Below are 23565 nucleotides of genomic sequence, written 5' to 3'. Positions count from 1 at the left end.
GTGCGGTCGAGCACAGCAGAACACCCAGAAGCAGCCCCAGCAGCGCGGTCACGGTCGCCTGATGACGGCGCCGGCACTCGCCGCCGATCTGCATGGACGTGCGGGCCCTTCGTGGGGGAGTGAACGGATCTGCTCCACACTGCACCAACTCGCGGATGAAGCCGCACCGGGCTTACGGACGAAATGCGTTCGCCAGTGGTTTCCCGGGGGTGCGATCCTGGGGTCCGTATGTCTACTTCCTTCGCAGACCTTGAGACCCTGCTGGCCGGGGCGTCCCTGCGCGACGCCCACCGGCTCGGCCGCCGTCTCGAAGGTGCCCGCCGCATCCGTAAGCCCGAGGCGCGGCAGGCCGTGCTGAACGAGATCGCCGCCGAGGCCGAGCAGTCAGCAGCCCGGTCGGCCCGGCGCGCCGCCAAGGTCCCCGAGGTCTCGTACCCCGAACAACTCCCGGTCAGCCAGAAGAAGGACGAGATCCTCTCGGCGATACGGGACCACCAGGTCGTGATCGTGGCGGGCGAGACCGGGTCGGGAAAGACGACCCAGATCCCGAAGATCTGCCTGGAGCTGGGCCGGGGCGTACGCGGCATGATCGGCCATACGCAGCCGCGCCGGATCGCCGCCCGCACCGTCGCCGAACGCGTCGCCGAGGAGCTGAGGACCCCGCTCGGCGAGGCCGTCGGCTGGAAGGTCCGCTTCACCGACCAGGTCGGCGGCGACACCTTCGTCAAGCTGATGACGGACGGCATCCTGCTCGCCGAGATCCAGACGGACCGCGAGCTGCGCGCGTACGACACGATCATCATCGACGAGGCCCACGAGCGGTCCCTCAACATCGATTTCCTGCTCGGCTACCTCGCCCAGCTGCTGCCCAGACGCCCCGACCTCAAGGTGATCATCACCTCCGCGACCATCGACCCGGAGCGCTTCTCGCGCCACTTCCGCGACGCCCCGATCGTCGAGGTCAGCGGCCGTACGTACCCGGTCGAGGTGCGCTACCGCCCGCTGCTGGAGGACGACAGCGAAGAATCCGACCGCGACCAGATCACCGCGATCTGCGACGCCGTCGAGGAACTCCAGGCCGAGGGCAAGGGCGACATCCTCGTCTTCCTCTCCGGCGAGCGCGAGATCCGCGACACGGCGGACGCGCTCAACAAGAAGCAGCATCGATTCACGGAGGTGCTACCGCTGTACGCGCGCCTCTCGCACGCCGAGCAGCACCGTGTCTTCCAGGCGCACACCGGCCGCCGCATCGTCCTGGCGACCAATGTCGCCGAGACCTCGCTGACCGTCCCCGGCATCAAGTACGTGATCGATCCGGGCACCGCCCGTATCTCCCGCTACAGCCACCGCACCAAGGTCCAGCGTCTGCCGATCGAGCGGATCAGCCAGGCCAGCGCCAATCAGCGCAAGGGCCGCTGCGGCCGGACGAGCGACGGCATCTGTATCCGGCTGTACGCCGAGGACGACTTCGAGGCGCGCCCGGAGTTCACGGACGCCGAGATCCTGCGGACGAACCTGGCCTCCGTCATCCTCCAGATGACCGCGGCCGGCCTCGGCGACATCGAGAAGTTCCCCTTCATCGACCCGCCGGACCACCGCAACATCCGCGACGGTGTGCAGCTCCTCCAGGAGCTGGGCGCGTTCGACCCGGCCCAGAAGGATCCGAAGAAGAAGCTCACGCCGCTCGGCCGGAAGCTCTCCCAGCTCCCCGTCGACCCGCGCCTGGCCCGGATGGTCATCGAGGCCGACAAGAACGGCTGCGTACGCGAGGTCATGGTGATCGCGGCCGCGCTGTCCATCCAGGACCCGCGCGAGCGCCCCGCCGACAAGCAGACGCAGGCCGACCAGCAGCACGCCCGCTTCAAGGACGAGACCAGCGACTTCCTCGCCTATCTCAACCTCTGGCGCTATGTGCGCGAGCAGCAGAAGGAGCGCGGCTCCTCCAGCTTCCGCCGGATGTGCAAGCAGGAGTACCTGAACTTCCTGCGCATCCGCGAATGGCAGGACATCTATGCCCAGCTGCGCACGGTCGCCAAGCAGATGGGCCTCCACATGGAGGAGCCCTCGGCGGACGCGGCCGTTCCGGAGCAGTCCGTCCACACCTCCCTGCTGGCGGGTCTGCTCTCGCACATCGGTCTGAAGGACACCGACAAGAACGAGTATCTGGGGGCCCGCGGCGCCAAGTTCGCCGTCTTCCCCGGGTCGGCGCTCTTCAAGAAGCCCCCACGCTTCATCATGTCCGCGGAGCTCGTGGAGACCTCCCGGCTGTGGGCCCGGGTCAATGCCAGGGTCGAGCCCGAGTGGATCGAGCCGGTCGCGCAGCATCTGATCAAGCGCGCCTACAGCGAGCCGCACTGGGAGAAGGACCAGGCGGCGGTGATGGCGTTCGAGCGCGTCACGCTGTACGGCGTGCCGATCGTCGCCCAGCGCAAGGTGAACTACGGGCGCATCGACCCGGAGACCTCCCGCGACCTCTTCATCCGCAACGCCCTGGTCGAGGGCGACTGGCGTACGCACCACAAGTTCTTCGCCGACAACCGCAGACTCCTCACCGAGGTCGAGGAGTTGGAGCACCGGGCGCGCCGCCGCGACATCCTCGTGGACGACGAGACGCTTTTCGACTTCTACGACCGGCGGGTGCCCGAGCACGTCGTCTCCGGCGCGCACTTCGACTCCTGGTGGAAGCAGCAGCGCAAGGAGGAGCCCGAACTCCTCGATTTCGAGCGCGAGATGCTCATCAACGAGAAGGCCGGGCAGGTCACCAAGGACGACTATCCGGACTCCTGGCGGCAGGGGCGGCTGAAGTTCCGGGTGACGTACCAGTTCGAGCCGGGCGCGGACGCGGACGGTGTGACCGTCCACATCCCCCTCCAGGTGCTGAACCAGGTCACCGGCGAGGGCTTCGACTGGCAGATCCCCGGGCTGCGTGAGGACGTGGTGATGGAGCTGATCCGCTCGCTCCCCAAGCCGGTCCGCCGGCACTACGTCCCGGCACCGAACTACGCGAAGGCGTTCCTGGAGCGCGCCGTGCCCCTGCAGGAGCCGCTCCCGGTCACGCTCGCGCGCGAGCTCCAGCGCATGGTGGGCGTCCCGGTCACCGCGGACGACTTTGATCTGTCCCGGGTGCCCGACCACCTGAAGATCACGTTCCGGATCATCGACGAGCGCCGCAAGAAGCTCGCCGAGAACAAGGATCTCGAGGCGCTGAAGCTCCAGCTGAAACCGAAGGCGCGTCAGGCCCTCTCCCAGGCAGCGGCGGCTGCCGCCTCCGGGCCCTCCGGCTCCGGTCAGTCCCTGGAACGTGCGGGCCTCACCGACTGGACGATCGGCACGCTCACGCGGGTCTTCGAGACCCGGAGGGCGGGCCAGCCGGTCAAGGCCTATCCCGCGCTCGTGGACGCCGGTGACAGCGTCTCCGTACGCCTCTTCGACACCGAGGCGGAGCAGCAGCAGGCGATGTGGCAGGGCACACGGAAGCTGATCATGCTGAACATCCCGGTGAACCCGGCGAAGTTCGCCTCCGACAGGCTGAGCAACCAGCAGAAGCTGGCACTGTCCCGCAATCCGCACGGCTCGGTCCAGGCACTCTTCGACGACTGCGCCACGGCCGCGGCGGACAAGCTGATCGCCGACCACGGCGGCCCGGCCTGGGACGAGGAGTCGTTCCGCAAGCTGTTCGACAAGGTGCGCGCCGATCTCGTCGACGCGACCGTACGGACCGTGGACCAGGTCCAGCAGATCCTGGCCGCCTGGCAGGCCTGTGAGCGCCGTCTCAAGGCGACGAACAGCCTGGTGCTGGTGGCCAACGTCCAGGACGTCCGCGCGCAGCTGGCCGCCCTCGTGCCGGCCGGCTTCGTCACCCGGACCGGCCTGCGCCGGCTGCCGGACCTGATGCGCTATCTGGTCGCCGTGGACCGCCGTCTCCAGCAGATGCCGACGGCCGTCCAGCGCGACACGACGCGTATGGAGAAGGTCCACGAGATGCAGGACGAGTACGCCTGGCTGCTGGAGCAGATGCCGCGGGGACGGCCCGTCCCGCGGGAGGTCCTGGACATCCGCTGGATGATCGAGGAGCTGCGGGTGAGCTACTTCGCGCACGCGCTGGGCACGGCGTATCCGGTCTCGGACAAGCGGATCGTGAAGGCGATCGACACGGTGGCGCCCTGACCCGGCCGGGTGCCTTGCATCGAGTTCGACCGCACCCCCTGAGCTGCTGTAGAGTCTCTCTCGCAGCCAACGCACATACGGGCTGCGAAACCTGGTCCTGTGGAGCAGTTTGGAGTGCTCGCCACCCTGTCAAGGTGGAGGCCGCGGGTTCAAATCCCGTCAGGACCGCAGTGAATACGAAGGCCCGCACCACTCGGTGCGGGCCTTCGTCGTACCCCCTCGGACGACTCGCGCCGGGGCCCGTGTTCCGCCCGCCCCGGCCCCCGCACTCTCCGTACGCCCCGGGCAGCCTTCCGGCGGCCCTGGCGGCCTCTCGGGACGGACAGCCCAGCCATTGAACCCCCATGACGTCAGAACGCCCCGAGAAGCGACCCAGGCGGCTCATCCATCACACCCGCCGCACAGGGACACCCGTGCCGTGCGGGCATCTTGACGGCGTCATCTGCCACCGGTACCCAGTCCTTAGAGGACGGCACACACCCGGAGGTGACGTGCATGGCGGCGTCCGCAGCGAGGCAGCACGAGACCAAGGCGCTTCTGCGCGCCCACCTGAAGGCCGCATCCGGCTACCGGCACCTCACTCGGCACTGCCCGATCTGCCACCGCCTTCTACGGCTCGCCATGGAACCCTCCACGTCCGCACCCCATGCCGAGGACCAAGGTCCCGCGCCCGAGTGACCTACGGCCGCAGACACGTGAGTTCAGCCGTGTCAGGCTCGGCTTTGGCAAGAGTCGTGCAGTGTGACGGGAGTCACCGAACAGGTTTCCCGAATGAGGCAACTTACCCCCTTCTTACAACCGACCAATTTAATATGTGCAATTGCACCCTCCTCCGAGCATCTCGACGCCCGCCCCGCCACGCCCGCCACGCCACGCCCTCCCCGGAGCACCGGACGCGGTGCCGGCCGGTCAGCCCCGCCCCTCCCCGGGCACAAAAAAATCGCGCTGGACCCGGCGGAGTCCAGCGCGACCGATGACGAAGGTGTCCGTTGGGGCAGACGCCCGTCATGTGGAGCTATAGGGGGGCTTACCGGGATGGGGGTCCCGGAAATGCCCGATCAAATGGGGTGTTCAGGCCTCGCTGCGCTGCTGCGGAATACCCGCAAGCAGTGCGCGGACCTCTGCCTCGCGATACCGACGATGTCCACCGAGCGTGCGGATGGACGTGAGCTTGCCTGCCTTGGCCCAACGGGTGACCGTCTTCGGGTCCACGCGGAACATCGTGGCAACCTCAGCCGGGGTCAGCAGCGGCTCGGCATCAGGGGTGCGAGCGGTCATGAGCGGCCTCCTCGGGAGAACCGAACCTTCTCGGTTCTTTCCTCTAAATTCTGCACCTTGACCCGCGTTGCCCGAAATGGCGGACGCGGGACGAGTCGGTTATAGGACGAACGGCTTGTCCTCGGCACTACAACTACACCATCCGTCCAGCCGCGTCGGCCAAACCGATGGAATTGCCCTCTGAGGTGTCCATCAGTGGTGGAAGGCCGATGGACCATGCCATAACGGACAGTCACGACACAGTGACGATCAGTCACAGAGTGATCAGGAGTCACCAGACCCCCCAAAGAGTGCAATGCCGAGAATTCCGCCCTTAGTTGGACGGAAGGAGCCCTCCCCGGACTCCTTGTCCTATTTTGACACGAGGGTAGGCGATAGGCGCAAGGGCCCAGTAAGTGCCGTCCGTCACGCTTGAGACAAAGGCCCGGATCGGGACCCAGGGACTTTCGGTCGGATCAGACCGCGAGCCCTGCAAGATCCAAACGAGCGGCCCTGGGTCCCGAGCCGAGGGCTCAATGATCCACGGAGGCCCTCAGTTGGCGAACTGAAGGTCTCTCACAGCACGCCAGCGCTCGACGAGGCGGGCGTACGCCTCGCCCGCCCCTTCGCTGTCCCCGGCCTGCAGTGCGGCGATCCCCTCGGCCACGTCCGCCGCCGAGCGGTCCTCGGCGAGCTGCGGTCCCGTCAGCGCGTGAACCAGCCCGCCGTAGTCCAGCTCGACCAGCGAGCGCGGATGGAATTCCTCCAGCCACCGCCCCACATCGACCAGGCCCTCGGTCAGCGGGCCCTCGTCGATCGTCTCGCGCAGTGTCTTCAGCGACCGGGCCACCCGTCTGCGGGCCTGCACCATCGGCGTCCGGTAGCGCAGGCGGGCCGCCGCGGGTCCGGCCGGCTCGTACTCGCGCTCCTCGTCCGAGAACAGCACGAACCAGCGCACCGGCACCTGCCAGACCGCCGTCCTGATCCACGGCCTCGCATCCGGGTTCCGCTCGCGCCACTGCTCGTAGTCCGCGGCCGCCTGCCCGCGCACCACCGGTGGCAGCACCGCGTCGAGCAGGGGCGCCGGCAGCTGCTCGGCCAGCTCCTCCAGGGCCAGCCAGCCGCGCAGCCGGGTGCGCCAGGGGCAGACGCACACCACCCCGTCCACCTCCGTCACGAACGCGTCGCCGCTCTCGTGGACGGGGACGGCGACCGGCGGGGTCGGCAGCAGATCGGCGAGGGAGCGGCGCAGTTCGTCCTGGGCGGTGGGGTTGCGCTCCCGGCGGGCATAACGGGCCCAGTGGCTCCGTTCGGGCTCGGGAAAGGCCGCCAGCGGCTCGTACACCCGCAGGTAGGCCGCGTAGGGAACGAGGACCGAGGACAACGCTGGCATGCCGCAAATCCTTCCACGCCGGTACTCCGCCGGGGGGTGATCCTCAGCACTGCGTCGGATCTACGCTCGCGTAGGACTTACCCTCTTGCCCAACTGGGCCTTCCCCACCCACAGGAATGCCTTCATCCGCCGCCTCGTACTTGGGAGTCACCACCGTGACCGATCTGACCGACGGCGTCCTGCACACCCTGTTCCGATCGGACCAGGGCGGCCACGAGCAAGTCGTGCTCTGCCAGGACCGCGCCTCCGGCCTCAAGGCCGTCATCGCCATCCACTCGACCGCCCTGGGCCCGGCCCTCGGCGGCACCCGCTTCTACCCGTACGCCAGCGAGGAAGAGGCCGTCGCGGACGCGCTGAACCTCTCCCGCGGGATGTCGTACAAGAACGCCATGGCCGGGCTCGACCACGGCGGCGGCAAGGCCGTGATCATCGGTGACCCCGAGACGATCAAGAGCGAGGAGCTGCTCCTCGCCTACGGACGGTTCGTGGAGTCCCTCGGTGGCCGCTACGTCACCGCCTGCGACGTCGGCACCTATGTCGCCGACATGGACGTCGTGGCCCGTGAGACGCGCTGGGCCACCGGCCGCTCCCCCGAGAACGGCGGCGCGGGCGACTCCTCCGTGCTGACCGCCTACGGCGTCTTCCAGGGCATGCGCGCCTCGGCCCAGCACCTGTGGGGCGACCCGACGCTGCGCGGCCGCAGGGTAGCCATCGCGGGCGTCGGCAAGGTCGGGCACCACCTGGTCGAGCATCTGCTCCAGGACGGCGCCGAGGTCGTGATCACGGATGTGCGCGAGGAGTCGGTGCGCCGGATCCTCGACAAGCACCCGCAGGTCACCGCGGTCGCGGACACCGACGCCCTGATCCGTACCGATGGCCTGGACGTCTATGCCCCCTGTGCGCTCGGCGGCGCGCTGAACGACATCTCCGTGCCCGCGCTCACCGCGAAGGTGGTCTGCGGCGCGGCCAACAACCAGCTCGCGCACCCGGGCGTGGAGAAGGACGTCGCGGACCGCGGCATCCTCTACGCCCCCGACTACGTGGTGAACGCCGGTGGCGTGATCCAGGTGGCCGACGAACTGCACGGCTTCGACTTCGACCGCTGCAAGGCGAAGGCGTCGAAGATCTTCGACACCACGCTGGCGATATTCGCACGTGCGAAGGAAGACGGCATTCCGCCGGCCGCGGCGGCCGACCGGATCGCCGAGCAGCGCATGGCCGAGGCCCGTCGCGGCTGATCGCGGGCACGCCGGCCCGCCGACTGGGAGAGAAGACTCACCCCGGTGGGCGGGTCGACTGCCAAGAAGAGGTTAAAATCGCAGTTGACCAGCGAGGACGGGGCTCCTCGCGGGTTCTGTGAAGTGGCACGTCATGCGGGCGGCGTACCGTATGGCCGCGGAAGCAGGTACCGTTGAAGCCCTACGGACCGGTCTCTCCACGGAGAGCCCGTTCCGAATCATGAACGCGTGTCAAGACTCTGGGGCCGTCGAGCCCCGTCACCGAGGGGGTCGAGCCATGGGGCGCGGCCGGGCCAAGGCCAAGCAGACAAAGGTCGCCCGCCAGCTGAAGTACAACAGCGGCGGGACTGACCTGTCGCGTCTGGCCAACGAGCTGGGCGCTTCGACTTCGAGTCAGCCTCCGAACGGCGAGCCGTTCGAGGACGACGACGAGGAAGACGACCCGTACGCACAGTACGCGGATCTGTACAACGACGACGAGGACGAGGACGACGAGTCCGGCCCGTCGTCGCAACAGCGCCGCGGCGCTTGACGTTGCACGAGTCACACCGACCCGGTCCGGGCTTCCCCGGACCGGGTTCTGTGCTGTTCAGCTTGCCCGTCGCCCGCGCGGGGCCTCTCAGCCCGCGTAGTCGCCGACGAGCTCCGCACCGGTCGAACGGTCGCCGCGGTCCGTGATCTCTCCCGCGACCCAGGCGTCGACGCCGCGGTCCGCGAGTGTGGTCAGCGCCGCGTCCACCGACTCCTCGGGGACGACGGCCATCATCCCCACGCCCATGTTCAGGGTCTTCTCCAGCTCCAGGCGCTCCACCTGGCCGGCCTTGCCGACCAGCTCGAACACCGCGCCGGGAGTCCAGGTCGAACGGTCGACGACCGCGTGCAGAGCGGCCGGGACGACCCGGGCGAGGTTGTTGGCAAGCCCGCCGCCGGTGATGTGGCTGAAGGCGTGCACCTCGGTGGTCCGGGTGAGTGCCAGGCAGTCCAGCGAGTAGATCTTGGTGGGCTCCAGCAGTTCCTCGCCGAGCGTCCGGCCGAACTCCTCGACCTGCTGGTCCAGGGACATGTGTGCGCGGTCGAACACGACATGACGGACGAGTGAGTACCCGTTGGAGTGAAGGCCGGAAGACGCCATCGCGATGACCGCGTCACCCTTACGGATACGATCCGCGCCCAGCAGCCGGTCGGCCTCGACCACGCCCGTACCGGCGCCGGCGACATCGAAGTCGTCCTCGCCGAGCAGGCCCGGGTGCTCGGCGGTCTCGCCGCCGACCAGCGCGCAGCCGGCCAGCACACAGCCCTCGGCGATGCCCTTGACGATGGCGGCGACCCGCTCGGGGTGGACCTTGCCGACACAGATGTAGTCGGTCATGAAGAGGGGCTCGGCACCACAGACGACCAGGTCGTCGACGACCATGCCGACGAGGTCGTGGCCGATCGTGTCGTACACGCCCATCTTGCGGGCGAGGTCGACCTTCGTGCCGACGCCGTCGGTGGCGGAGGCGAGCAGCGGGCGCTCGTACCGCTTGAGGGCGGAGGCGTCGAAGAGACCGGCGAAACCGCCGAGGCCGCCTAGGCCCGCGACTTCGGCGCGCTGTGTCTTCTTCACCCACTCCTTCATCAGCTCGACGGCGCGGTCGCCCGCTTCGATGTCGACGCCCGCGGCTGCGTAGCTGGCACCGGTGGTCTTCTCAGACATGCTGAAGAGCTTTCGTGTCGTACTGCGGGGGTTACGGGCGACGGAGCGCGTCGGCGGCATCGGCGCCACCCGCCAGCTCGGTCTCCAGCAGCTGCTTGCCGAGCAGCTCGGGATCGGGAAGGTCCATCGGGTACTCGCCGTCGAAGCAGGCGCGGCAGAGGTTCGGCTTGGCGATGGTGGTCGCCTCGATCATGCCGTCGATGGAGATGTAGGAGAGGGAGTCCGCGCCCAGCGAGGTGCCGATCTCTTCGATCGACATGCCGTTGGCGATGAGCTCCGCGCGGGTGGCGAAGTCGATGCCGAAGAAGCAGGGCCACTTCACCGGGGGGGACGAGATCCGGATGTGGACCTCGGCCGCGCCGGCCTCGCGGAGCATCTTGACCAGGGCGCGCTGGGTGTTGCCGCGGACGATCGAGTCGTCGACGACCACGAGGCGCTTGCCCCGGATGACTTCCTTGAGCGGGTTCAGCTTGAGGCGGATGCCCAGCTGACGAATGGTCTGGGACGGCTGGATGAAGGTGCGGCCGACGTAGGCGTTCTTCACCAGGCCGGAGCCGTACGGGATTCCGCTCGCCTCGGCGTAACCGATGGCGGCGGGCGTGCCCGACTCCGGAGTCGCTATCACCAGATCCGCGTCGACCGGGGCTTCCTTGGCGAGCCGTCGGCCCATCTCCACACGGGAGAGATAGACGTTCCGGCCGGCGATGTCGGTGTCCGGGCGGGCCAGATAGACATACTCGAAGACACAGCCCTTGGGCTTTGCTTCAGCGAAGCGCGAGGTGCGCAGACCGTTCTCGTCGATGGCGATGAGCTCGCCCGGCTCTATCTCGCGGACATAGCTGGCGCCGCAGATGTCGAGGGCCGCGGACTCGCTCGCCACGACCCAGCCGCGGTCGAGGCGGCCGAGGACGAGGGGGCGGATGCCCTGCGGGTCGCGGGCCGCGTACAGGGTGCTCTCGTCCATGAAGACCAGGGAGAACGCCCCCTGGACCGCCGGGAGCACCTTGGCGGCGGCTTCCTCGATGGTCAGCGGCTTGCCGTCGTCGTCGACCTGGCACGCGAGGAGCGCGGTGACGAGATCGGTGTCGTTGGTGGCGGCGACCCGGGTGGACCGGCCGTTTTCCTTCGGGAGCTCCCCGACCATCTCGGCGAGCTGGGCGGTGTTGACCAGGTTTCCGTTGTGGCCGAGCGCGATCGAGCCGTGGGCCGTGGCCCGGAAGGTCGGCTGCGCGTTCTCCCACACGGAGGCACCCGTGGTCGAGTAGCGGGCGTGACCGACCGCGATATGACCCTGGAGAGAGCCGAGGGAGGTCTCGTCGAAGACCTGTGAGACCAGGCCCATGTCCTTGAAGACGAGGATCTGCGAGCCGTTGCTCACCGCGATTCCCGCGGATTCCTGGCCTCGATGTTGGAGGGCGTAGAGCCCGAAGTAAGTGAGCTTCGCGACCTCTTCGCCGGGAGCCCAGACACCGAAGACGCCGCAAGCGTCCTGGGGGCCTTTCTCACCGGGGAGCAGGTCGTGGTTGAGTCGTCCGTCACCACGTGGCACGGCACCGAGTGTAGGCGAGATCGACCACTGGTCCGAATTGGGGATGCGGAGCGCGCGCGGGCCGGGGTGGCCGGATGGGGACTTTGCCTGTATGGCGGGGGTGCCGGGGCCGGGTCGGGTGTCCGCATTGCGGAACGATTCTTGACGCGTACGCAACATATCGGACGGGTTCCCGCGCTGCCCGCTCGGGGTGACCGGGCGGTCACACTGATGGAGCGAGGGTGCGTTGACCTGGTCCGCACCGCGGGGGCGAGCCGGATCAGGACCCGGACGCGGGTCGGCCCCGGCGCCCGGGGCGGTCCTGTTTGCCCCACTCGCGCGCCCATGAGATGCCAAGGGGTGGGCCGACCCGTACGAAGGTACTTTCGGGCCGTGACCCGTCGTCAGTGGCGTGACCTATCTCCCACCTCACCGGAACGGGCCGCTCCCCCTTCCGCGGACACTCCCCGCTTCCAGGCGCCCGAGCAGCTTCTCCGCCGATCAATCGGTCTGGGCCGGTGGCCTTGCCAGCGCGTCCAGCCCATGGCCGTCCGCCGCGGTGAGAGTGAGGCCGCGGTGCTGGAGCACGTAGGCCACCTTGCCCTTGAGGACCTTCAGCAGATGGCTCTCCACGGTCTGCGCCGTGCCCGTGCACATCTTCCGGGTCGTGGCGAGCCGGTCGAAGGTGATCGTGGATCCGGAGATCTTCGCCGTACCGGTGAAGGTGTTGCAGCCGAGACTGCCACGCACGTTGCCCGGCTTGTCGAAGGTCAGATACGCGGTGTGGTCCGTGCCGGCAGGCAGCGAGATCGCGGTGTCGCCGGTGACCAGGGAGTTCACCACCCACGTGGTGCCGGCGAGCGGGGTCGGCTTCTCCGGGGAGAAGGTGATGGAGTCGCCCTTGTGCGTGGTCAGCGTGAGCTTCTTGTCGTTGATCTTTGCCTTGAGCTTGCCCGAGAAGACGGACCTGAGCTTGTCCTCGAAGCCCATGCGGTTCTTGTCGCACGCCATGTCGGTCGACGTCACGTTGCCCACGGTGACCGTGTCGCCGTCGACCGTGACGTCGGCGCTGAAGCCGTTGCAGCCGTAGCTGCCCTGGGCGCGGCCCTTGGGGCTGATCTCGACCTGCGCATCCGCCGGAGCCGTGGCCTTCTTGCCGTCGACGGTGACGCTGTCGACGGACCAGTGGACCCCGGTGATCGGCACGTCGGCCGAGTCCGAGCCGTTTCTGACGCCGGACCCGGACCCCGCTTCCGTGCCGCAGGCTGCGAGAGCGAGGAGTGCCAGGGCGGTGACGGGGATGCTCAACTGGTCGCGCATGCCGATGGGACGGGGCGGCTGGGGCTCCGGTTCCCCGGGCTGGCTCGGAGAGCGTCCGTTTCGGGCAGCGACCGGGAGCGGTCCCCGGGGCCGTCCGCGGTCCGGGTCGCGAAGATCCGGAGCGGCTCGGGGTCCGGGTCGCGAGGGCCGCGTCGCTCAGCCGAGCAGCGGGAGCAGCGCCGAGAGGTCGGCCCGCTCTCCGCTCGCGCTGACCTTCGCCGCGTCGAGCGCCTCCGCCCAGCCCGTACGACCGGTGGCGAGGCGGATCCAGGTGAGCGGGTCGGTCTCGACGACATTGGGCGGAGTGCCCCGGGTGTGACGGGGGCCCTCGATGCACTGGACGACGGCGAACGGCGGCACACGCACCTCGGTCGAGGCGCCCGGAGCCTTCACGGCGAGCGCGTCGGCGAGGAGCCTGGTGCACGCGGCGAGCGCCTGCCGGTCGTACGGGATGCCGAGACCGGTCGCGTCGTTCAGGTCGTCGGTGTGGACGATGAGCTCCACCGTGCGGGTGACCACATAGTCCGCGAGCCGCATCGCGCCGACGCGGGTGGCGAGGAGCCGGTCGTCGGCGGCGACTGCCAGCGCCTCGGCGATCCCGTCGGCCGTCCGCGCGTACAGCTCGTCCGGCTCGGCGCTCGCCGCGAGTTCCCGGGTGTCGCCGAAGATGCCCTCGGCGCGCGCGGCGGTCGCGAACGGCCAGTCCAGCAGCTCGATCTCCACCGCGGCGGGCGCGGGCTGCTCCAGGCTCCGGCTCACCGCCGAGACGGCCAGGGCGATGTGTCCGGCCAGGTCGCGAACGGTCCAGGCTTCCGGGGCGCTCCGCCCCGCGGGCGGCGCCAGCCGGGTGGGCAGGTCGAGCTGCTCGGGTGTGAGGGTGCCGACCGCCCGGCGCACATGGGCGAACTGGGTGAGAACGGCGGCGCGGATCCTGGCGGAGTCGTAGCTGCGGGTGCGTTTCCTGGCCGGTGGCATACGAGTGAGACTACGGGCTGTCCCGCAGTCCCCGGCGGGTCGGCGCCCGGCGTCGGATGCCGTGCATCCCATGGCTCGGGACCTTGTCGGCGGGGCTGTTGAGGGCGGTCCAGCGGCCGGTCACCGGCAGTTCGACCTCGACCGCGGGCCGCGGGGCGAGCTTCTGTTCGGCGGCGGTCCGCCGGCCAGCGGTCGTTCGCACACGACGGCTCGTGGAGCAGTGGATCTACGTCAGTCGATACTGCCGAGGATCTCGCGCGAGGGACAGAGGAGAACGGTGCGGTGAAGCCCCCGTCCGAAGCATCCGGACGGGGGCTCGCGCAGAGCCGTGCGCGTCAGACCAGCAGACCGGGGATGGTCTCCTCGTGCGCCGTGCGGAGCTCACTCAGCGCAATGCTGAACTCGCCCTGCACATCCACCTCGTCACCGTCCACGACACCGATACGGGTGACGGGCAGACCCCGCGCCCCGCACATGTCGTTGAAGCGGAGCTCCTCGCTGCGCGGCACCGAGACGACCGCGCGCCCCGCCGACTCGCTGAACAGGAAGGTGAACGCGTCCAGACCGTCCGGGACGATCAGCCGCGCGCCCGTGCCGCCGCGCAGACAGGACTCGACGACCGCCTGGATCAGACCGCCGTCCGACAGGTCGTGCGCCGCGTCGATCATGCCGTCGCGGGAGGCCGAGATCAGGATCTCGCCGAGCAGCTTCTCGCGGTCCAGATCCACGGCCGGCGGCAGTCCGCCGAGGTGGTCGTGGATCACCTGGGACCAGGCCGAGCCGCCGAACTCCTCACGCGTGTCGCCGAGCAGGTAGAGGAGCTGCCCCTCTTCCGCGAAGGCGATCGGCGTACGGCGGTTGACGTCGTCGATCACACCGAGCACCGCGACCACGGGGGTCGGGTGGATGGCGCTCTCGCCGGTCTGGTTGTACAGCGACACATTGCCGCCGGTGACCGGGGTGCCGAGCTGGAGGCAGCCGTCCGCGAGACCGCGCGTGGCCTCCGCGAACTGCCACATCACGGCCGGGTCCTCGGGCGAGCCGAAGTTCAGGCAGTCCGAGATGGCGAGCGGCTTGGCGCCCGAGGCGGCGACATTGCGGTACGCCTCCGCCAGCGCGAGCTGCGCACCGGTGTACGGGTCGAGCTTGGTGTACCGGCCGTTTCCGTCGGTCGCCATGGCCACGCCCAGGTTCGACGTCTCGTCGATCCGGACCATGCCCGCGTCCTCGGGCTGGGCGAGCACGGTGTTGCCCTGCACGAAACGGTCGTACTGGTCGGTGATCCACGCCTTCGACGCCTGGTTCGGCGACGCCACCAGCTTGAGGACCTGCTCGCGCAGCTCCACGGACGTCGCCGGCCGCGGAAGCTTGTTCGCGTCGTCGGCCTGGAGCGCGTCCTGCCATTCCGGACGGGCGAACGGACGGTGGTACGTGGGGCCCTCGTGGGCCACGGACCGCGGCGGCACATCGACGATCTGGTCGCCGTGCCAGAAGATCTCCAGGCGCTCGCCGCCGGTCACCTCACCGATGACGGTGGCGATGACGTCCCACTTCTCACAGATCTCCATGAACCGGTCGACCTTGTCCGGCTCGACGATCGCGCACATGCGCTCCTGCGACTCGCTCATGAGGATCTCCTCGGGCGAGAGGGTCGCGTCACGCAGCGGAACGGTGTCGAGCTCGACGCGCATGCCGCCGGAGCCGGCGCTCGCCAGCTCGCTCGTCGCGCAGGACAGCCCGGCGCCGCCGAGGTCCTGGATGCCCGCGACCAGCTTCTCCTTGAAGATCTCGAGCGTGCACTCGATGAGGAGCTTCTCCTGGAACGGGTCGCCGACCTGGACGGCGGGACGCTTGGCGGGGCCCGTCGACTCGAAGGTCTCGGACGCCAGGACCGACACGCCGCCGATGCCGTCGCCGCCGGTGCGGGCGCCGTACAGGATGACTTTGTTGCCGGGACCCGACGCCTGCGCGAGGTGGATGTCCTCGTGCTTCATCACGCCGATGCAGCCCGCGTTGACCAGCGGGTTGCCCTGGTAGCAGGAGTCGAAGACGACTTCGCCGCCGATGTTCGGAAGGCCCAGGCAGTTGCCGTAGCCGCCGATGCCCGCGACGACGCCCGGCAGGACGCGCTTGGTGTCGGGGTGGTCGGCCGCACCGAAGCGCAGCGGGTCGACGACCGCGACCGGGCGGGCGCCCATGGCGAGGATGTCGCGCACGATGCCGCCGACGCCGGTGGCCGCGCCCTGGTAGGGCTCGATGTACGACGGGTGGTTGTGCGACTCGACCTTGAAGGTGACCGCGTAACCCTGGCCGACGTCCACGACACCGGCGTTCTCGCCGATGCCGACGAGCATCGCGTCGTTCTCCGGCACCTTCTCGCCGAACTGCTTCAGATGGACCTTGCTGCTCTTGTACGAGCAGTGCTCGGACCACATGACGGAGTACATGGCGAGCTCGGCGCCGGTGGGACGGCGGCCGAGGATCTCGCGGATGCGCTCGTACTCGTCCTGCTTGAGGCCGAGTTCCTTCCAGGGCTGCTCGACGTCCGGGGTCCCGGCCGCGTGCTTGACCGTGTCGAGTGTCACGCTCGGTCGCTCCTTTGCGCGAGGTGGTTCTGAAGTCGCGGACTGGGGCGCTCGGTCGCTCCCTCGGCTGCTCCGGCGTCGAGGCTCATGCGTTGACCAGCTTCTTGAGGATCGAGGTGAAGAAACCGAGACCGTCGGTGAGGCCGGTGCCGATCAGCGGCTCGACGGCGTGCTCCGGGTGGGGCATCAGACCGACGATGTTGCCGGCGGCGTTGGTGATGCCGGCGATGTCACGGAGCGAGCCGTTCGGGTTGAAGTCCAGGTAGCGGAAGGCGACCCGGCCCTCGGCCTCCAGCTCGTCGAGCACGCGCTCGTCGGCGACGTACCGGCCGTCCATGTTCTTGAGCGGAATCCGGATCTCCTGGCCCGCGGTGTAGTCCGCGGTCCAGGCGGTACCGCTCGTCTCCACCCGCAGCTTCTGCTCGCGGCAGATGAAGTGGAGATGGTTGTTGCGCAGCATTGCGCCCGGCAGCAGATGCGACTCGGTGAGGATCTGGAAGCCGTTGCAGATACCGAGAACGGGCATGCCCGCCTTGGCCTGGTCGATGATCGTTTCCATCACCGGCGAGAACCGCGAGATGGCTCCGGCACGGAGATAGTCGCCGTAGGAGAATCCTCCGGCGAGGACCACGGCGTCGACCTGCTTGAGGTCCTTGTCACGGTGCCAGAGGGAGACGGGCTCGGCGCCGGCGAGTCGGACGGCGCGCAGACTGTCCTGGTCGTCGAGCGTGCCGGGGAAAGTGACGACTCCGATGCGAGCAGTCACGACTCCACCTTTACGACGAAGTCCTCGATGACGGTGTTGGCGAGGAACGTTTCGGCCATCTCACGGATGCGGGCGAGGGCGGCGTCATCGACCGGCCCCTCCACCTCCAGCTCGAAGCGCTTTCCCTGACGGACGTCCGCGATCCCGTCAAACCCGAGGCGGGGCAGTGCGCGCTGCACCGCCTGTCCCTGGGGGTCGAGGATCTCGGGCTTGAGCATGACGTCGACTACGACGCGTGCCACGGGCACTCCCGGTGGTGTGTTGCGAGGGCGGTTCCCTCAGCGTACCCGCCCAGAAAATCTACGCGGGTAGATATCCGGAGAACGGCCAGGGAAAATCCCGGGAAAGAATCCACTCCGCCATTGCACAGGACACGCGCATGTAATTGGCTGGGCTTCACAATGCGGCGTCTTCCGCTGTACAAAGGAATACAGAGGAAAGCAGCATTGCCCCTCACCGGCCGGAAAGCCGGTATCGCCCCGTGCCAGAACCGGTGATACCGCAGGAAAGGACCGATATCCGTGGCTCAGCGAGTAGTGGTCACGCTCTCCGACGACATCGACGGCGGAGAAGCGGCGGAAACGGTCGCGTTCGCGCTGGACGGGAAGGCGTACGAGATCGACCTCAATCCCTCCAACGCAAAGAAACTGCGGAAGGCCCTGGCGCCCTACGTGGCCGCGGGCCGAAAGCAGACAAACGCCGGGAAGCGCGACAAGTCCCGCATCTCCTACCGGCACACGGCGCTCGAACCCGCCCCGGCGGCCGTGCGGGCCTGGGCCCAGTCCAACAAGATGGATGTGCCGGCCCGCGGACGGATCCCCAAGGCGGTGTACGAGGCCTTCCGCGAAGCGAGTTGAGACACCCGCCCCCGGACGCCCGCCGTCCGACGCGCACCGAGAGGCGCGCGCGGATCCGATTTGCGCTGCACCCCCGCTGTTCGGCTAGAGTCTGGAGCACGCCGAAGGGCAAGGCCGCAGGGCCCGCCCGACGCAGCGTGCGGGTGTAGTTCAGTAGTAGAACATCCCCCTTCCAGGGGGAAGGCGCAGTGTGCAATTCCTGTCACCCGCTCTGCATCGCTTTACCGTCCATGGATGTGGATCAGGTAGGGTGGTGGACGCACCGCCCAGTGAGAGCTGAGCGGCAGCAATGCGGACGTGGCTCAGTTGGTAGAGCATCACCTTGCCAAGGTGAGGGTCGCGAGTTCGAATCTCGTCGTCCGCTCAGAGTATGAAGGCCCCGGTCTAAAGGACCGGGGCCTTCGTCGTATCTGCGCTCCCCGATGACATTTGTCATCGGGGCCGGTGACAGCCCGCACGGCTCCGCGTCCCTGCCCGGCGGAAGCCTTGAGGCATGACCAACGACGAGTACGTCATCGAGGCGGACGGCCTGTGGCGGAGCTACGCCGGCGGCTTTCAGGCAGTGCGGGATCTCCTTCTCCGTGGCGCGCTGGCCGCGCTGCTCGCGCTCGAAGACGATCTCGTGGTCGTCGCCGAGGCCACTTCGGGCGCCGAGGCCCTCGCCATGGCACGGGCCCACCGGCCCGACGTCGCTGTCCTCGATCTCCAGATGCCGGCCCCGGACGGTGTGAGTGTGGCCACATCGCTCAGGGCTGAACTGCCCGGGTGCCGGACGATGATCGTGACGGGTCACGGCCGTCCCGGGCACCTCAAACGGGCTCTCTCGGCGGGTGTGCGGGGCTTTGTCCCGAAGACCGTCAGCGCCCGGCGGCTGGCGGAGATCATCCGTACCGTGTACGCCGGGAACCGTTATGTGGACCCGGAGTTGGCGGCCGACGCGATCTCGGCGGGGGACTCGCCGCTGACCGCCCGGGAGACGCAGGTACTGGAACTGGCGGCGGACGGAGCGCCGGTCGCGGAGATCGCCGAGCGGGCCTCGCTGTCCCAGGGGACCGTACGGAACCACCTCTCCTCGGCGGCCTCCAAACTGGGTGCGGAGAACCGCCACACCGCGGTGCGTCTCGCCCGCGAGCGAGGTTGGGTATAGTGGTCCCCGCGCTACGGCGCATGCGGACGTAGCTCAGTTGGTAGAGCGCAACCTTGCCAAGGTTGAGGTCGCCAGTTCGAACCTGGTCGTCCGCTCAGATCGAAGGCCCCGGTCCTTGTGACCGGGGCCTTCCTCGTGTGCGCGGCGGGCATGCGGCCCGGCACCCGCCCGCCGGGCGCCGGGCGTGGGCTCAGCTCCAGGGGGTGCCGGTCAGCAGCTCGTACGCCTCGATGTACTTGGCGCGGGTCGCGTCGACGACCTCCTGCGGGAGCGGCGGGGGCGGCTGCTCGCTCGTACGGTCCCAGCCCGAGGCGGTGGAGGTCAGCCAGTCGCGGACGTACTGCTTGTCGTACGAGGGCTGGGCCCGGCCCGGCTCCCACGAGACGGCCGGCCAGAAGCGGGAGGAGTCGGGGGTCAGTACCTCGTCGGCGATGACGAGCTCGTCGCCCTCGAAGCCGAACTCGAACTTGGTGTCCGCGAGGATGATCCCGCGGTCGCGGGCGATGTCGCGGGCCCGGCCGTAGACGGCGAGCGTCGTCTGACGCAGCAGGGCGGCGGTCTCCGCACCGACCTGGCGGGCCACTTCCTCGTAGCTGACGTTCTCGTCGTGGTCGCCGACGGCCGCCTTTGTGGCGGGCGTGAAGATCGGGGCCGGGAGCTCGGAGCCGTCGGAGAGGCCCTCGGGGAGCGCGAGACCGCAGACCGTGCGCGACTCCTTGTACTCGGCGAGGCCCGAGCCGGTGAGATAGCCACGGGCGACGCACTCGACGGGGACCATGCGCAGGGACTTGCAGACGAGGGTCCGGCCGGCCCAGTCGGCCGGGGCGCCCTCGGGCAGGTCGGTGCTCAGGACGTGGTTCGGGACCAGGTCCTCAAGGCGCTCGAACCACCACAGAGAGAGCTGGGTGAGCACCCGGCCCTTGTCGGGGATCTCGGTGGGCAGCACCCAGTCGTAGGCGGAGATACGGTCGCTGGCGACCATCACGAGGTCGCCCGCCTCGTTCTGGTACAGGTCGCGCACCTTGCCGGTGTGCAGATGTACCAGGCCCGGCACCTGAAGCGGCTCGGGCTTTTCGACGAATCCGGACACGGTTCCTCCCCGTGGTTACGTCCAACGGGTCCGATTGTCCCGTACGCGCGATGTGCGGGCCCGGCCAGGGCCCCCATGAGTCTTCTAGTCGCGTTTGCAGATGCGGTCGAGGAGATTGGCGGTCGCCCGCTGAACCCGGGCGTCGACATGGCCCGGCCGGTCCAGCGACGGGGACCAGGCGAAGGTCCCGGAGGCGAAGACCAGAGCGCCGGAGGGCGCGCGGTACAGGGAGGTCTCCTGGTGGCGTGTGACGCCGTCGCCGTCCCGGTACGGGGAGTGGGCGAGCAGGATCCGTCCCTGGTGCTCGGGCAGCGCGGTGCGCGGGAAGTAGCGGTCGGCCTCGCCCGCGACGAGGCCGGGCAGCTCGTCGCCCTCGCCCGCGCCGGTGGCGTCCCAGAGCCAGTGATCGGAATTCCGTACGACCAGGGGGTGCGGCTCGGGCACGCGGCCCGCGTACTGGATGCCGAGCAACTGCTGCTCCGCCCGGTCGATCTCGCGCCACAGCGCCGGCTTTCCGGGGGAGCGGCGCTTGCGGCAGGTGAGGAGGCGGTCGGGGACGCCGGAGGGGGACGGGCCGAGGTCGACCTGCCAGTACATGGTGTTGGCGGAGAGGAAGACGAGCGAGATACCGCTGTCGCGGGCACCTTCGACGGTGCGGCGCATGGGAGCCGACCAGTACTCGTCGTGGCCCGGGAAGACCAGTCCGCGGTAGCGGGTCGGGTCGACGCGGCCGGCGTGCAGATCTCGGGTCTCGGCGTAGGCGATGTCGTAGCCGTACCGCTCGGCCCAGCGGATGAAGTCATAGGCGTGGCCGACATGGAGGGGCAGGCCGGCGCCGGCGTACGGGCGGTCGAAGGAGACCGTCATCGCCGCGTCCTGCTCGCCGAGGAGCCGGCCCGTCTCGTCCCAGGCGTGGTAGAGGCTGGCGCCGGTGTGGCCGTCCTCGGGATACAGGTTGTACGCCTGCCAGGTGATGTCCGGGAGAAGCAGCAGAAGGTCGGCGGGGTGGTCGTCGCGGACGGTGAAGGGGATGTGCGAGCGGTATCCGTCGACGGTGGTGAGCACGGCGACATAGGCGCCGACCGACCAGAACGAGGGAATCTGGAGCCGCCAGGAGAGCCACCAGTGGTGGCAGGAGACGGTCCGGTCGGCGGTGAGCGGGGGCGGCTGAACGATGCCGGAGAGGCGCGGGCTGGTGGTGATCTTGGCCGCGCCGTCGCCCGCGTAGTGCCCGATGCGGTAGATGTCGACCGAAAACTGCTGCGGCGGGTCCACAGTGATGTGGAAATCGATCGACTCGCCGGGGGCCGCCGCCCCGGTGGACGCGAAGCCCTTGATCTGGCGGCGTACATCGTCGGCGGTGCGGGGGCCGCCCGAGCGACCACCCGCCAGGACGGGGTCGACGTACCAGGGAACGACCTGGCCGGTGTCGCCGAAGTAGTACTCGCTGCCACGGAGCCACGGCAGGGGCCCCTGCCCGAACGGGTCTGTGACGGCGTGGGCGAGGGCACCCGATTCCCATCGCCGGATCTGCTCCGCCCCCATGCTGCGCCCTCCCTCGATGTGCCCGGCTCACCCGTGACGCTCCGACTCCTGTCAGTGCCGGTCTCCAGCACATCACATAACGCACGCACTCCGTCACCGTTCGTCGCGAATTGACGTGAACGGAACGCAACAATCCGGATGGAGATTCGAGGGACAGTGCATGAGCCTGGAGGAGAAAATGCGGGATTCAGACGAAAATTCAGCAAATCCGCCGTTCAGACGAGGCGGACCGGCTTCTCCGGGCGGACGCCGAGGGTGGCGAGCCAGCTGCGCAGCGGGGCGGGATCGCCGTCCTCCGTCAGGCTCAGGACTCGGGCGGCCAGGTCGGCCCGGCGTTCGCCGTTGATCAGGAGCGCCGGGCCGTCGAGCCAGTCGAGGCCGGGAACCGCGCCCGCGGTGTCGACGGCGGCGCAGCAGACCATCGCCGTCACATGGTCGGCGAGCAGCTCACGCCCCGTACGGGGCGGCTGCAGCGGGAAAAGGGGAAGCGGCGCGTCCGCGCTCCAGCCCTCCAGCGCCTCGCCCGGGGTCCGGCGGACCGGCGGGGCGGCAGCCTCCTCGCGGGCGACCTCGGCACTGATCCCGGCCGCCAGCGTCTCGCCGGTCTCAGGGCCCCGGCCGGCCAGATGATCCATCACACGGGTGAGCGTCGGGCCGTCCGGACCGGCCGCCGGCGGGACACCCAGGTCGTCGAGCACGCGGTGCAGCCGCGCCGCCTCCGAACGCCACTTACGGTCGACGACCTCTTCCGGATACTGCTGCCAGTCCACCGGTGACCAGTCGGGACCCGCCTCGGCCGGACCGCCGTGGAAGAGCCGTGCGGCCAGCAGCGAGGCGGCCTCGTCGACCGTGCCGGGCTCTTCGAGCAGATCGCAGGCGGGACGCTCGCCCAGCCGCGAGGCGAAGCCCTCCGCGAGCCGGTCGCGCCGGGAGAGCTCGGTCAGTGCCGAGACGACTCCCGCGTCGAGCCGGGAGGGCCAACGGCCCATGCGCCAGGCGGGCAGCGCGACCCGGGTCAGCAGCCGGTCCCAGCCCGCGTAGGCGAGGCCGACCTGCTCCTGGGCGACGATCCGAAGGCCGTAGTCCACAGCCTGTGCACGCTCGGACGCGGCAGCGGCGACCCCCCGCTCCATCTCCGCGGCGGGTACCTGACAACCCCGCAGCAACAGCCGGGAGACCAGGCCGACAAAGCCCAGCGCGGGCCTGGCTATCAGCCGCCGATCCGGTGCGGACGCCACGGCGACCGCCGCGTCCAGGCCCCGCACAAAACGGCGGGCCGCGGCTATGTCGGGGTGCGCGGAGGGCGCGGTGCCCGCGACGACCGGTGCCAGCACCGCCCGCAGCTCGGCGACCCGCATCCACCACAGGAACGGCGACCCGATCACCAGCACGGGCGCCTCCGCGCCACGGCGCCTGCTTCCCGTCCGCATCGCACGGGCGGGGTGCGCGATCGCACGGGCGGGGTGCGTGATCGCGTGGGCGGGGTGCGTACGGTCCTCAAGCCAGCTGTCGCAGTCCGGGGTGAGCGCCAGAGCCGAAGGCGCGGGCACTTCGAGGCGCTCGGCCAGGTCGCGCACCATCCGGTACAGATCGGGGGCGGCCCGCTCGGAGAGCTGGACGGTGGGGCTGAGCGCGGGACTGGCCCGGACGATCACGGCCGCGACGGCGGCGGCGAGCAGCAGCACGACCACCGCCAGGACCGAAACGGCCCAGCGGGCGGCATCCCAACCCCCGCCGGTGATCCGGCCGGTGACACCGCCGGCCAGGAGCACGACGGCGACGGCGGCGGGCAGCAGAGCCACGGCCAGCGCCCTGCTGCGGACGCGCAGCACGGCGAGGGCCCGCGAGCGTGCGGCCTGTGCACCCAGCGACTCGCCGAAACCGGTACCGGACACGGCCGGAATCACCCCCTCTGCCCCGCGACGGTGAAGCTCACTCCCCCACTGTGGCACCCGCCGCCGACATCGCAATGCCGGTGGGCCAAGTGCCGGAACGCTTGCG

General features: G+C 69.4%; 18 protein-coding genes, 4 tRNA genes and 1 pseudogene. 10 read left to right on the top strand and 13 right to left on the bottom strand.

Annotated elements, in window-relative coordinates; genetic code table 11:
* Nucleotides 1-228 precede the first annotated feature (228 nt).
* The 3 genes from hrpA to OG293_RS18610 all read left to right on the top strand — a co-directional run bounded on the left by hrpA (nucleotide 229) and on the right by OG293_RS18610 (nucleotide 4845).
* Nucleotides 229-4167, top strand: coding sequence for an ATP-dependent RNA helicase HrpA (gene hrpA / locus OG293_RS18620; RefSeq protein ID WP_405999905.1), 3939 nt, complete (start codon nucleotides 229-231; stop codon nucleotides 4165-4167).
* 93 nt (nucleotides 4168-4260) lie between these two features.
* A tRNA-Asp gene (locus tag OG293_RS18615) sits at nucleotides 4261-4335 on the top strand.
* A 327-nt stretch (nucleotides 4336-4662) separates the two neighbouring features.
* Nucleotides 4663-4845 carry a DUF6274 family protein gene (locus OG293_RS18610; protein ID WP_405999904.1) on the top strand — a complete coding sequence of 61 codons (183 nt, stop codon included), beginning with the start codon at nucleotides 4663-4665 and terminating at the stop codon, nucleotides 4843-4845.
* 393 nt (nucleotides 4846-5238) lie between these two features.
* Here the strand turns inward: OG293_RS18610 and bldC are convergent, their stop codons facing one another.
* Complete coding sequence (bldC, locus tag OG293_RS18605; RefSeq protein ID WP_003949541.1) at nucleotides 5239-5445, bottom strand: developmental transcriptional regulator BldC; 207 nt, start codon at nucleotides 5443-5445, stop codon at nucleotides 5239-5241.
* Between the two features lie 532 nt (nucleotides 5446-5977).
* On the bottom strand, nucleotides 5978-6817 hold the full coding sequence (locus OG293_RS18600; RefSeq protein ID WP_405999903.1) for a hypothetical protein: 840 nt from the start codon (nucleotides 6815-6817) through the stop codon (nucleotides 5978-5980).
* A 116-nt stretch (nucleotides 6818-6933) separates the two neighbouring features.
* On the opposite strand from OG293_RS18600, the gene OG293_RS18595 reads away from it, so the two are divergent.
* Nucleotides 6934-8055 (top strand): Leu/Phe/Val dehydrogenase, encoded by a 1122-nt coding sequence (locus OG293_RS18595; RefSeq protein ID WP_405999902.1) that lies wholly within the window; start codon nucleotides 6934-6936, stop codon nucleotides 8053-8055.
* 277 nt (nucleotides 8056-8332) lie between these two features.
* Complete coding sequence (locus tag OG293_RS18590) at nucleotides 8333-8587, top strand: DUF3073 domain-containing protein (protein ID WP_005315345.1); 255 nt, start codon at nucleotides 8333-8335, stop codon at nucleotides 8585-8587.
* Nucleotides 8588-8674: 87 nt separating this feature from the next.
* Here OG293_RS18590 and purM read toward each other — a convergent pair whose 3' ends face one another.
* The 8 genes and pseudogenes from purM to purS form a co-directional block, all read right to left on the bottom strand.
* A complete protein-coding gene (purM, locus tag OG293_RS18585) occupies nucleotides 8675-9751 on the bottom strand; it encodes a phosphoribosylformylglycinamidine cyclo-ligase (protein WP_405999901.1) in 1077 nt (358 codons plus the stop codon).
* A gap of 31 nt (nucleotides 9752-9782) precedes the next feature.
* The gene (gene purF / locus OG293_RS18580; RefSeq protein WP_405999900.1) at nucleotides 9783-11300 is read right to left on the bottom strand and encodes an amidophosphoribosyltransferase; all 1518 of its coding nucleotides are present in this window, start codon (nucleotides 11298-11300) and stop codon (nucleotides 9783-9785) included.
* Nucleotides 11301-11780: 480 nt separating this feature from the next.
* A complete protein-coding gene (locus OG293_RS18575) occupies nucleotides 11781-12599 on the bottom strand; it encodes an META domain-containing protein (RefSeq protein WP_405999899.1) in 819 nt (272 codons plus the stop codon).
* Nucleotides 12600-12755: 156 nt separating this feature from the next.
* Complete coding sequence (locus OG293_RS18570) at nucleotides 12756-13574, bottom strand: sterol carrier family protein (protein WP_405999898.1); 819 nt, start codon at nucleotides 13572-13574, stop codon at nucleotides 12756-12758.
* 61 nt (nucleotides 13575-13635) lie between these two features.
* Nucleotides 13636-13731: pseudogene (locus tag OG293_RS18565) on the bottom strand (M23 family peptidase); the annotation flags it as partial.
* 178 nt (nucleotides 13732-13909) lie between these two features.
* Nucleotides 13910-16159 carry a phosphoribosylformylglycinamidine synthase subunit PurL gene (gene purL / locus OG293_RS18560; protein WP_405999897.1) on the bottom strand — a complete coding sequence of 750 codons (2250 nt, stop codon included), beginning with the start codon at nucleotides 16157-16159 and terminating at the stop codon, nucleotides 13910-13912.
* A gap of 85 nt (nucleotides 16160-16244) precedes the next feature.
* Nucleotides 16245-16925 carry a phosphoribosylformylglycinamidine synthase subunit PurQ gene (gene purQ, locus OG293_RS18555; protein WP_405999896.1) on the bottom strand — a complete coding sequence of 227 codons (681 nt, stop codon included), beginning with the start codon at nucleotides 16923-16925 and terminating at the stop codon, nucleotides 16245-16247.
* Complete coding sequence (purS, locus tag OG293_RS18550) at nucleotides 16922-17167, bottom strand: phosphoribosylformylglycinamidine synthase subunit PurS (protein ID WP_405999895.1); 246 nt, start codon at nucleotides 17165-17167, stop codon at nucleotides 16922-16924. Before purS ends, purQ begins: the two co-directional genes overlap by 4 nt.
* 279 nt (nucleotides 17168-17446) lie before the next feature.
* Between purS and OG293_RS18545 the strand changes: the two genes are divergently transcribed.
* From OG293_RS18545 to OG293_RS18525, 5 genes are all read left to right on the top strand, one after another.
* Nucleotides 17447-17782, top strand: a complete 336-nt coding sequence (locus tag OG293_RS18545) for an Lsr2 family protein (RefSeq protein WP_405999894.1) — start codon at nucleotides 17447-17449, stop codon at nucleotides 17780-17782.
* Nucleotides 17783-17921: 139 nt separating this feature from the next.
* Nucleotides 17922-17993: transfer RNA gene (locus OG293_RS18540), tRNA-Gly, on the top strand.
* Between the two features lie 80 nt (nucleotides 17994-18073).
* Nucleotides 18074-18146 (top strand) — tRNA-Gly (locus OG293_RS18535).
* A gap of 129 nt (nucleotides 18147-18275) precedes the next feature.
* Nucleotides 18276-18929 carry a DNA-binding response regulator gene (locus tag OG293_RS18530; RefSeq protein ID WP_405999893.1) on the top strand — a complete coding sequence of 218 codons (654 nt, stop codon included), beginning with the start codon at nucleotides 18276-18278 and terminating at the stop codon, nucleotides 18927-18929.
* Between the two features lie 22 nt (nucleotides 18930-18951).
* Nucleotides 18952-19024, top strand: a tRNA-Gly gene (locus OG293_RS18525).
* 95 nt (nucleotides 19025-19119) lie between these two features.
* On the opposite strand, the gene OG293_RS18520 is transcribed toward OG293_RS18525, so the two are convergent.
* The 3 genes from OG293_RS18520 to OG293_RS18510 form a co-directional block, all read right to left on the bottom strand.
* A complete protein-coding gene (locus OG293_RS18520) occupies nucleotides 19120-20019 on the bottom strand; it encodes a phosphoribosylaminoimidazolesuccinocarboxamide synthase (protein WP_405999892.1) in 900 nt (299 codons plus the stop codon).
* Nucleotides 20020-20103: 84 nt separating this feature from the next.
* Nucleotides 20104-21564, bottom strand: a complete 1461-nt coding sequence (locus OG293_RS18515) for a N,N-dimethylformamidase beta subunit family domain-containing protein (protein ID WP_405999891.1) — start codon at nucleotides 21562-21564, stop codon at nucleotides 20104-20106.
* Nucleotides 21565-21779: 215 nt separating this feature from the next.
* Nucleotides 21780-23459 carry a hypothetical protein gene (locus OG293_RS18510; RefSeq protein WP_405999890.1) on the bottom strand — a complete coding sequence of 560 codons (1680 nt, stop codon included), beginning with the start codon at nucleotides 23457-23459 and terminating at the stop codon, nucleotides 21780-21782.
* Between the last annotated feature and the right edge of the window lie 106 nt (nucleotides 23460-23565).

Origin of the sequence: Streptomyces sp. NBC_00829, assembly GCF_045161795.1 — a bacterium.
Taxonomy (GTDB): domain Bacteria; phylum Actinomycetota; class Actinomycetes; order Streptomycetales; family Streptomycetaceae; genus Streptomyces.
This window is presented reverse-complemented; position numbering and strand designations above follow the sequence as displayed.

Bases quoted from the DNA above. Each gene is read 5' to 3' on its own strand.
- bldC (WP_003949541.1), bottom strand. From the start codon at position 5,445: ATGACCGCTCGCACCCCTGATGCCGAGCCGCTGCTGACCCCGGCTGAG.
- OG293_RS18530 (WP_405999893.1), top strand. From the start codon at position 18,276: ATGACCAACGACGAGTACGTCATCGAGGCGGACGGCCTGTGGCGGAGC.
- OG293_RS18575 (WP_405999899.1), bottom strand. From the start codon at position 12,599: ATGCGCGACCAGTTGAGCATCCCCGTCACCGCCCTGGCACTCCTCGCT.
- OG293_RS18590 (WP_005315345.1), top strand. From the start codon at position 8,333: ATGGGGCGCGGCCGGGCCAAGGCCAAGCAGACAAAGGTCGCCCGCCAG.
- purM (WP_405999901.1), bottom strand. From the start codon at position 9,751: ATGTCTGAGAAGACCACCGGTGCCAGCTACGCAGCCGCGGGCGTCGAC.
- OG293_RS18515 (WP_405999891.1), bottom strand. From the start codon at position 21,564: ATGGGGGCGGAGCAGATCCGGCGATGGGAATCGGGTGCCCTCGCCCAC.
- OG293_RS18600 (WP_405999903.1), bottom strand. From the start codon at position 6,817: ATGCCAGCGTTGTCCTCGGTCCTCGTTCCCTACGCGGCCTACCTGCGG.
- OG293_RS18595 (WP_405999902.1), top strand. From the start codon at position 6,934: ATGCCTTCATCCGCCGCCTCGTACTTGGGAGTCACCACCGTGACCGAT.
- hrpA (WP_405999905.1), top strand. From the start codon at position 229: ATGTCTACTTCCTTCGCAGACCTTGAGACCCTGCTGGCCGGGGCGTCC.
- OG293_RS18610 (WP_405999904.1), top strand. From the start codon at position 4,663: ATGGCGGCGTCCGCAGCGAGGCAGCACGAGACCAAGGCGCTTCTGCGC.
- OG293_RS18570 (WP_405999898.1), bottom strand. From the start codon at position 13,574: ATGCCACCGGCCAGGAAACGCACCCGCAGCTACGACTCCGCCAGGATC.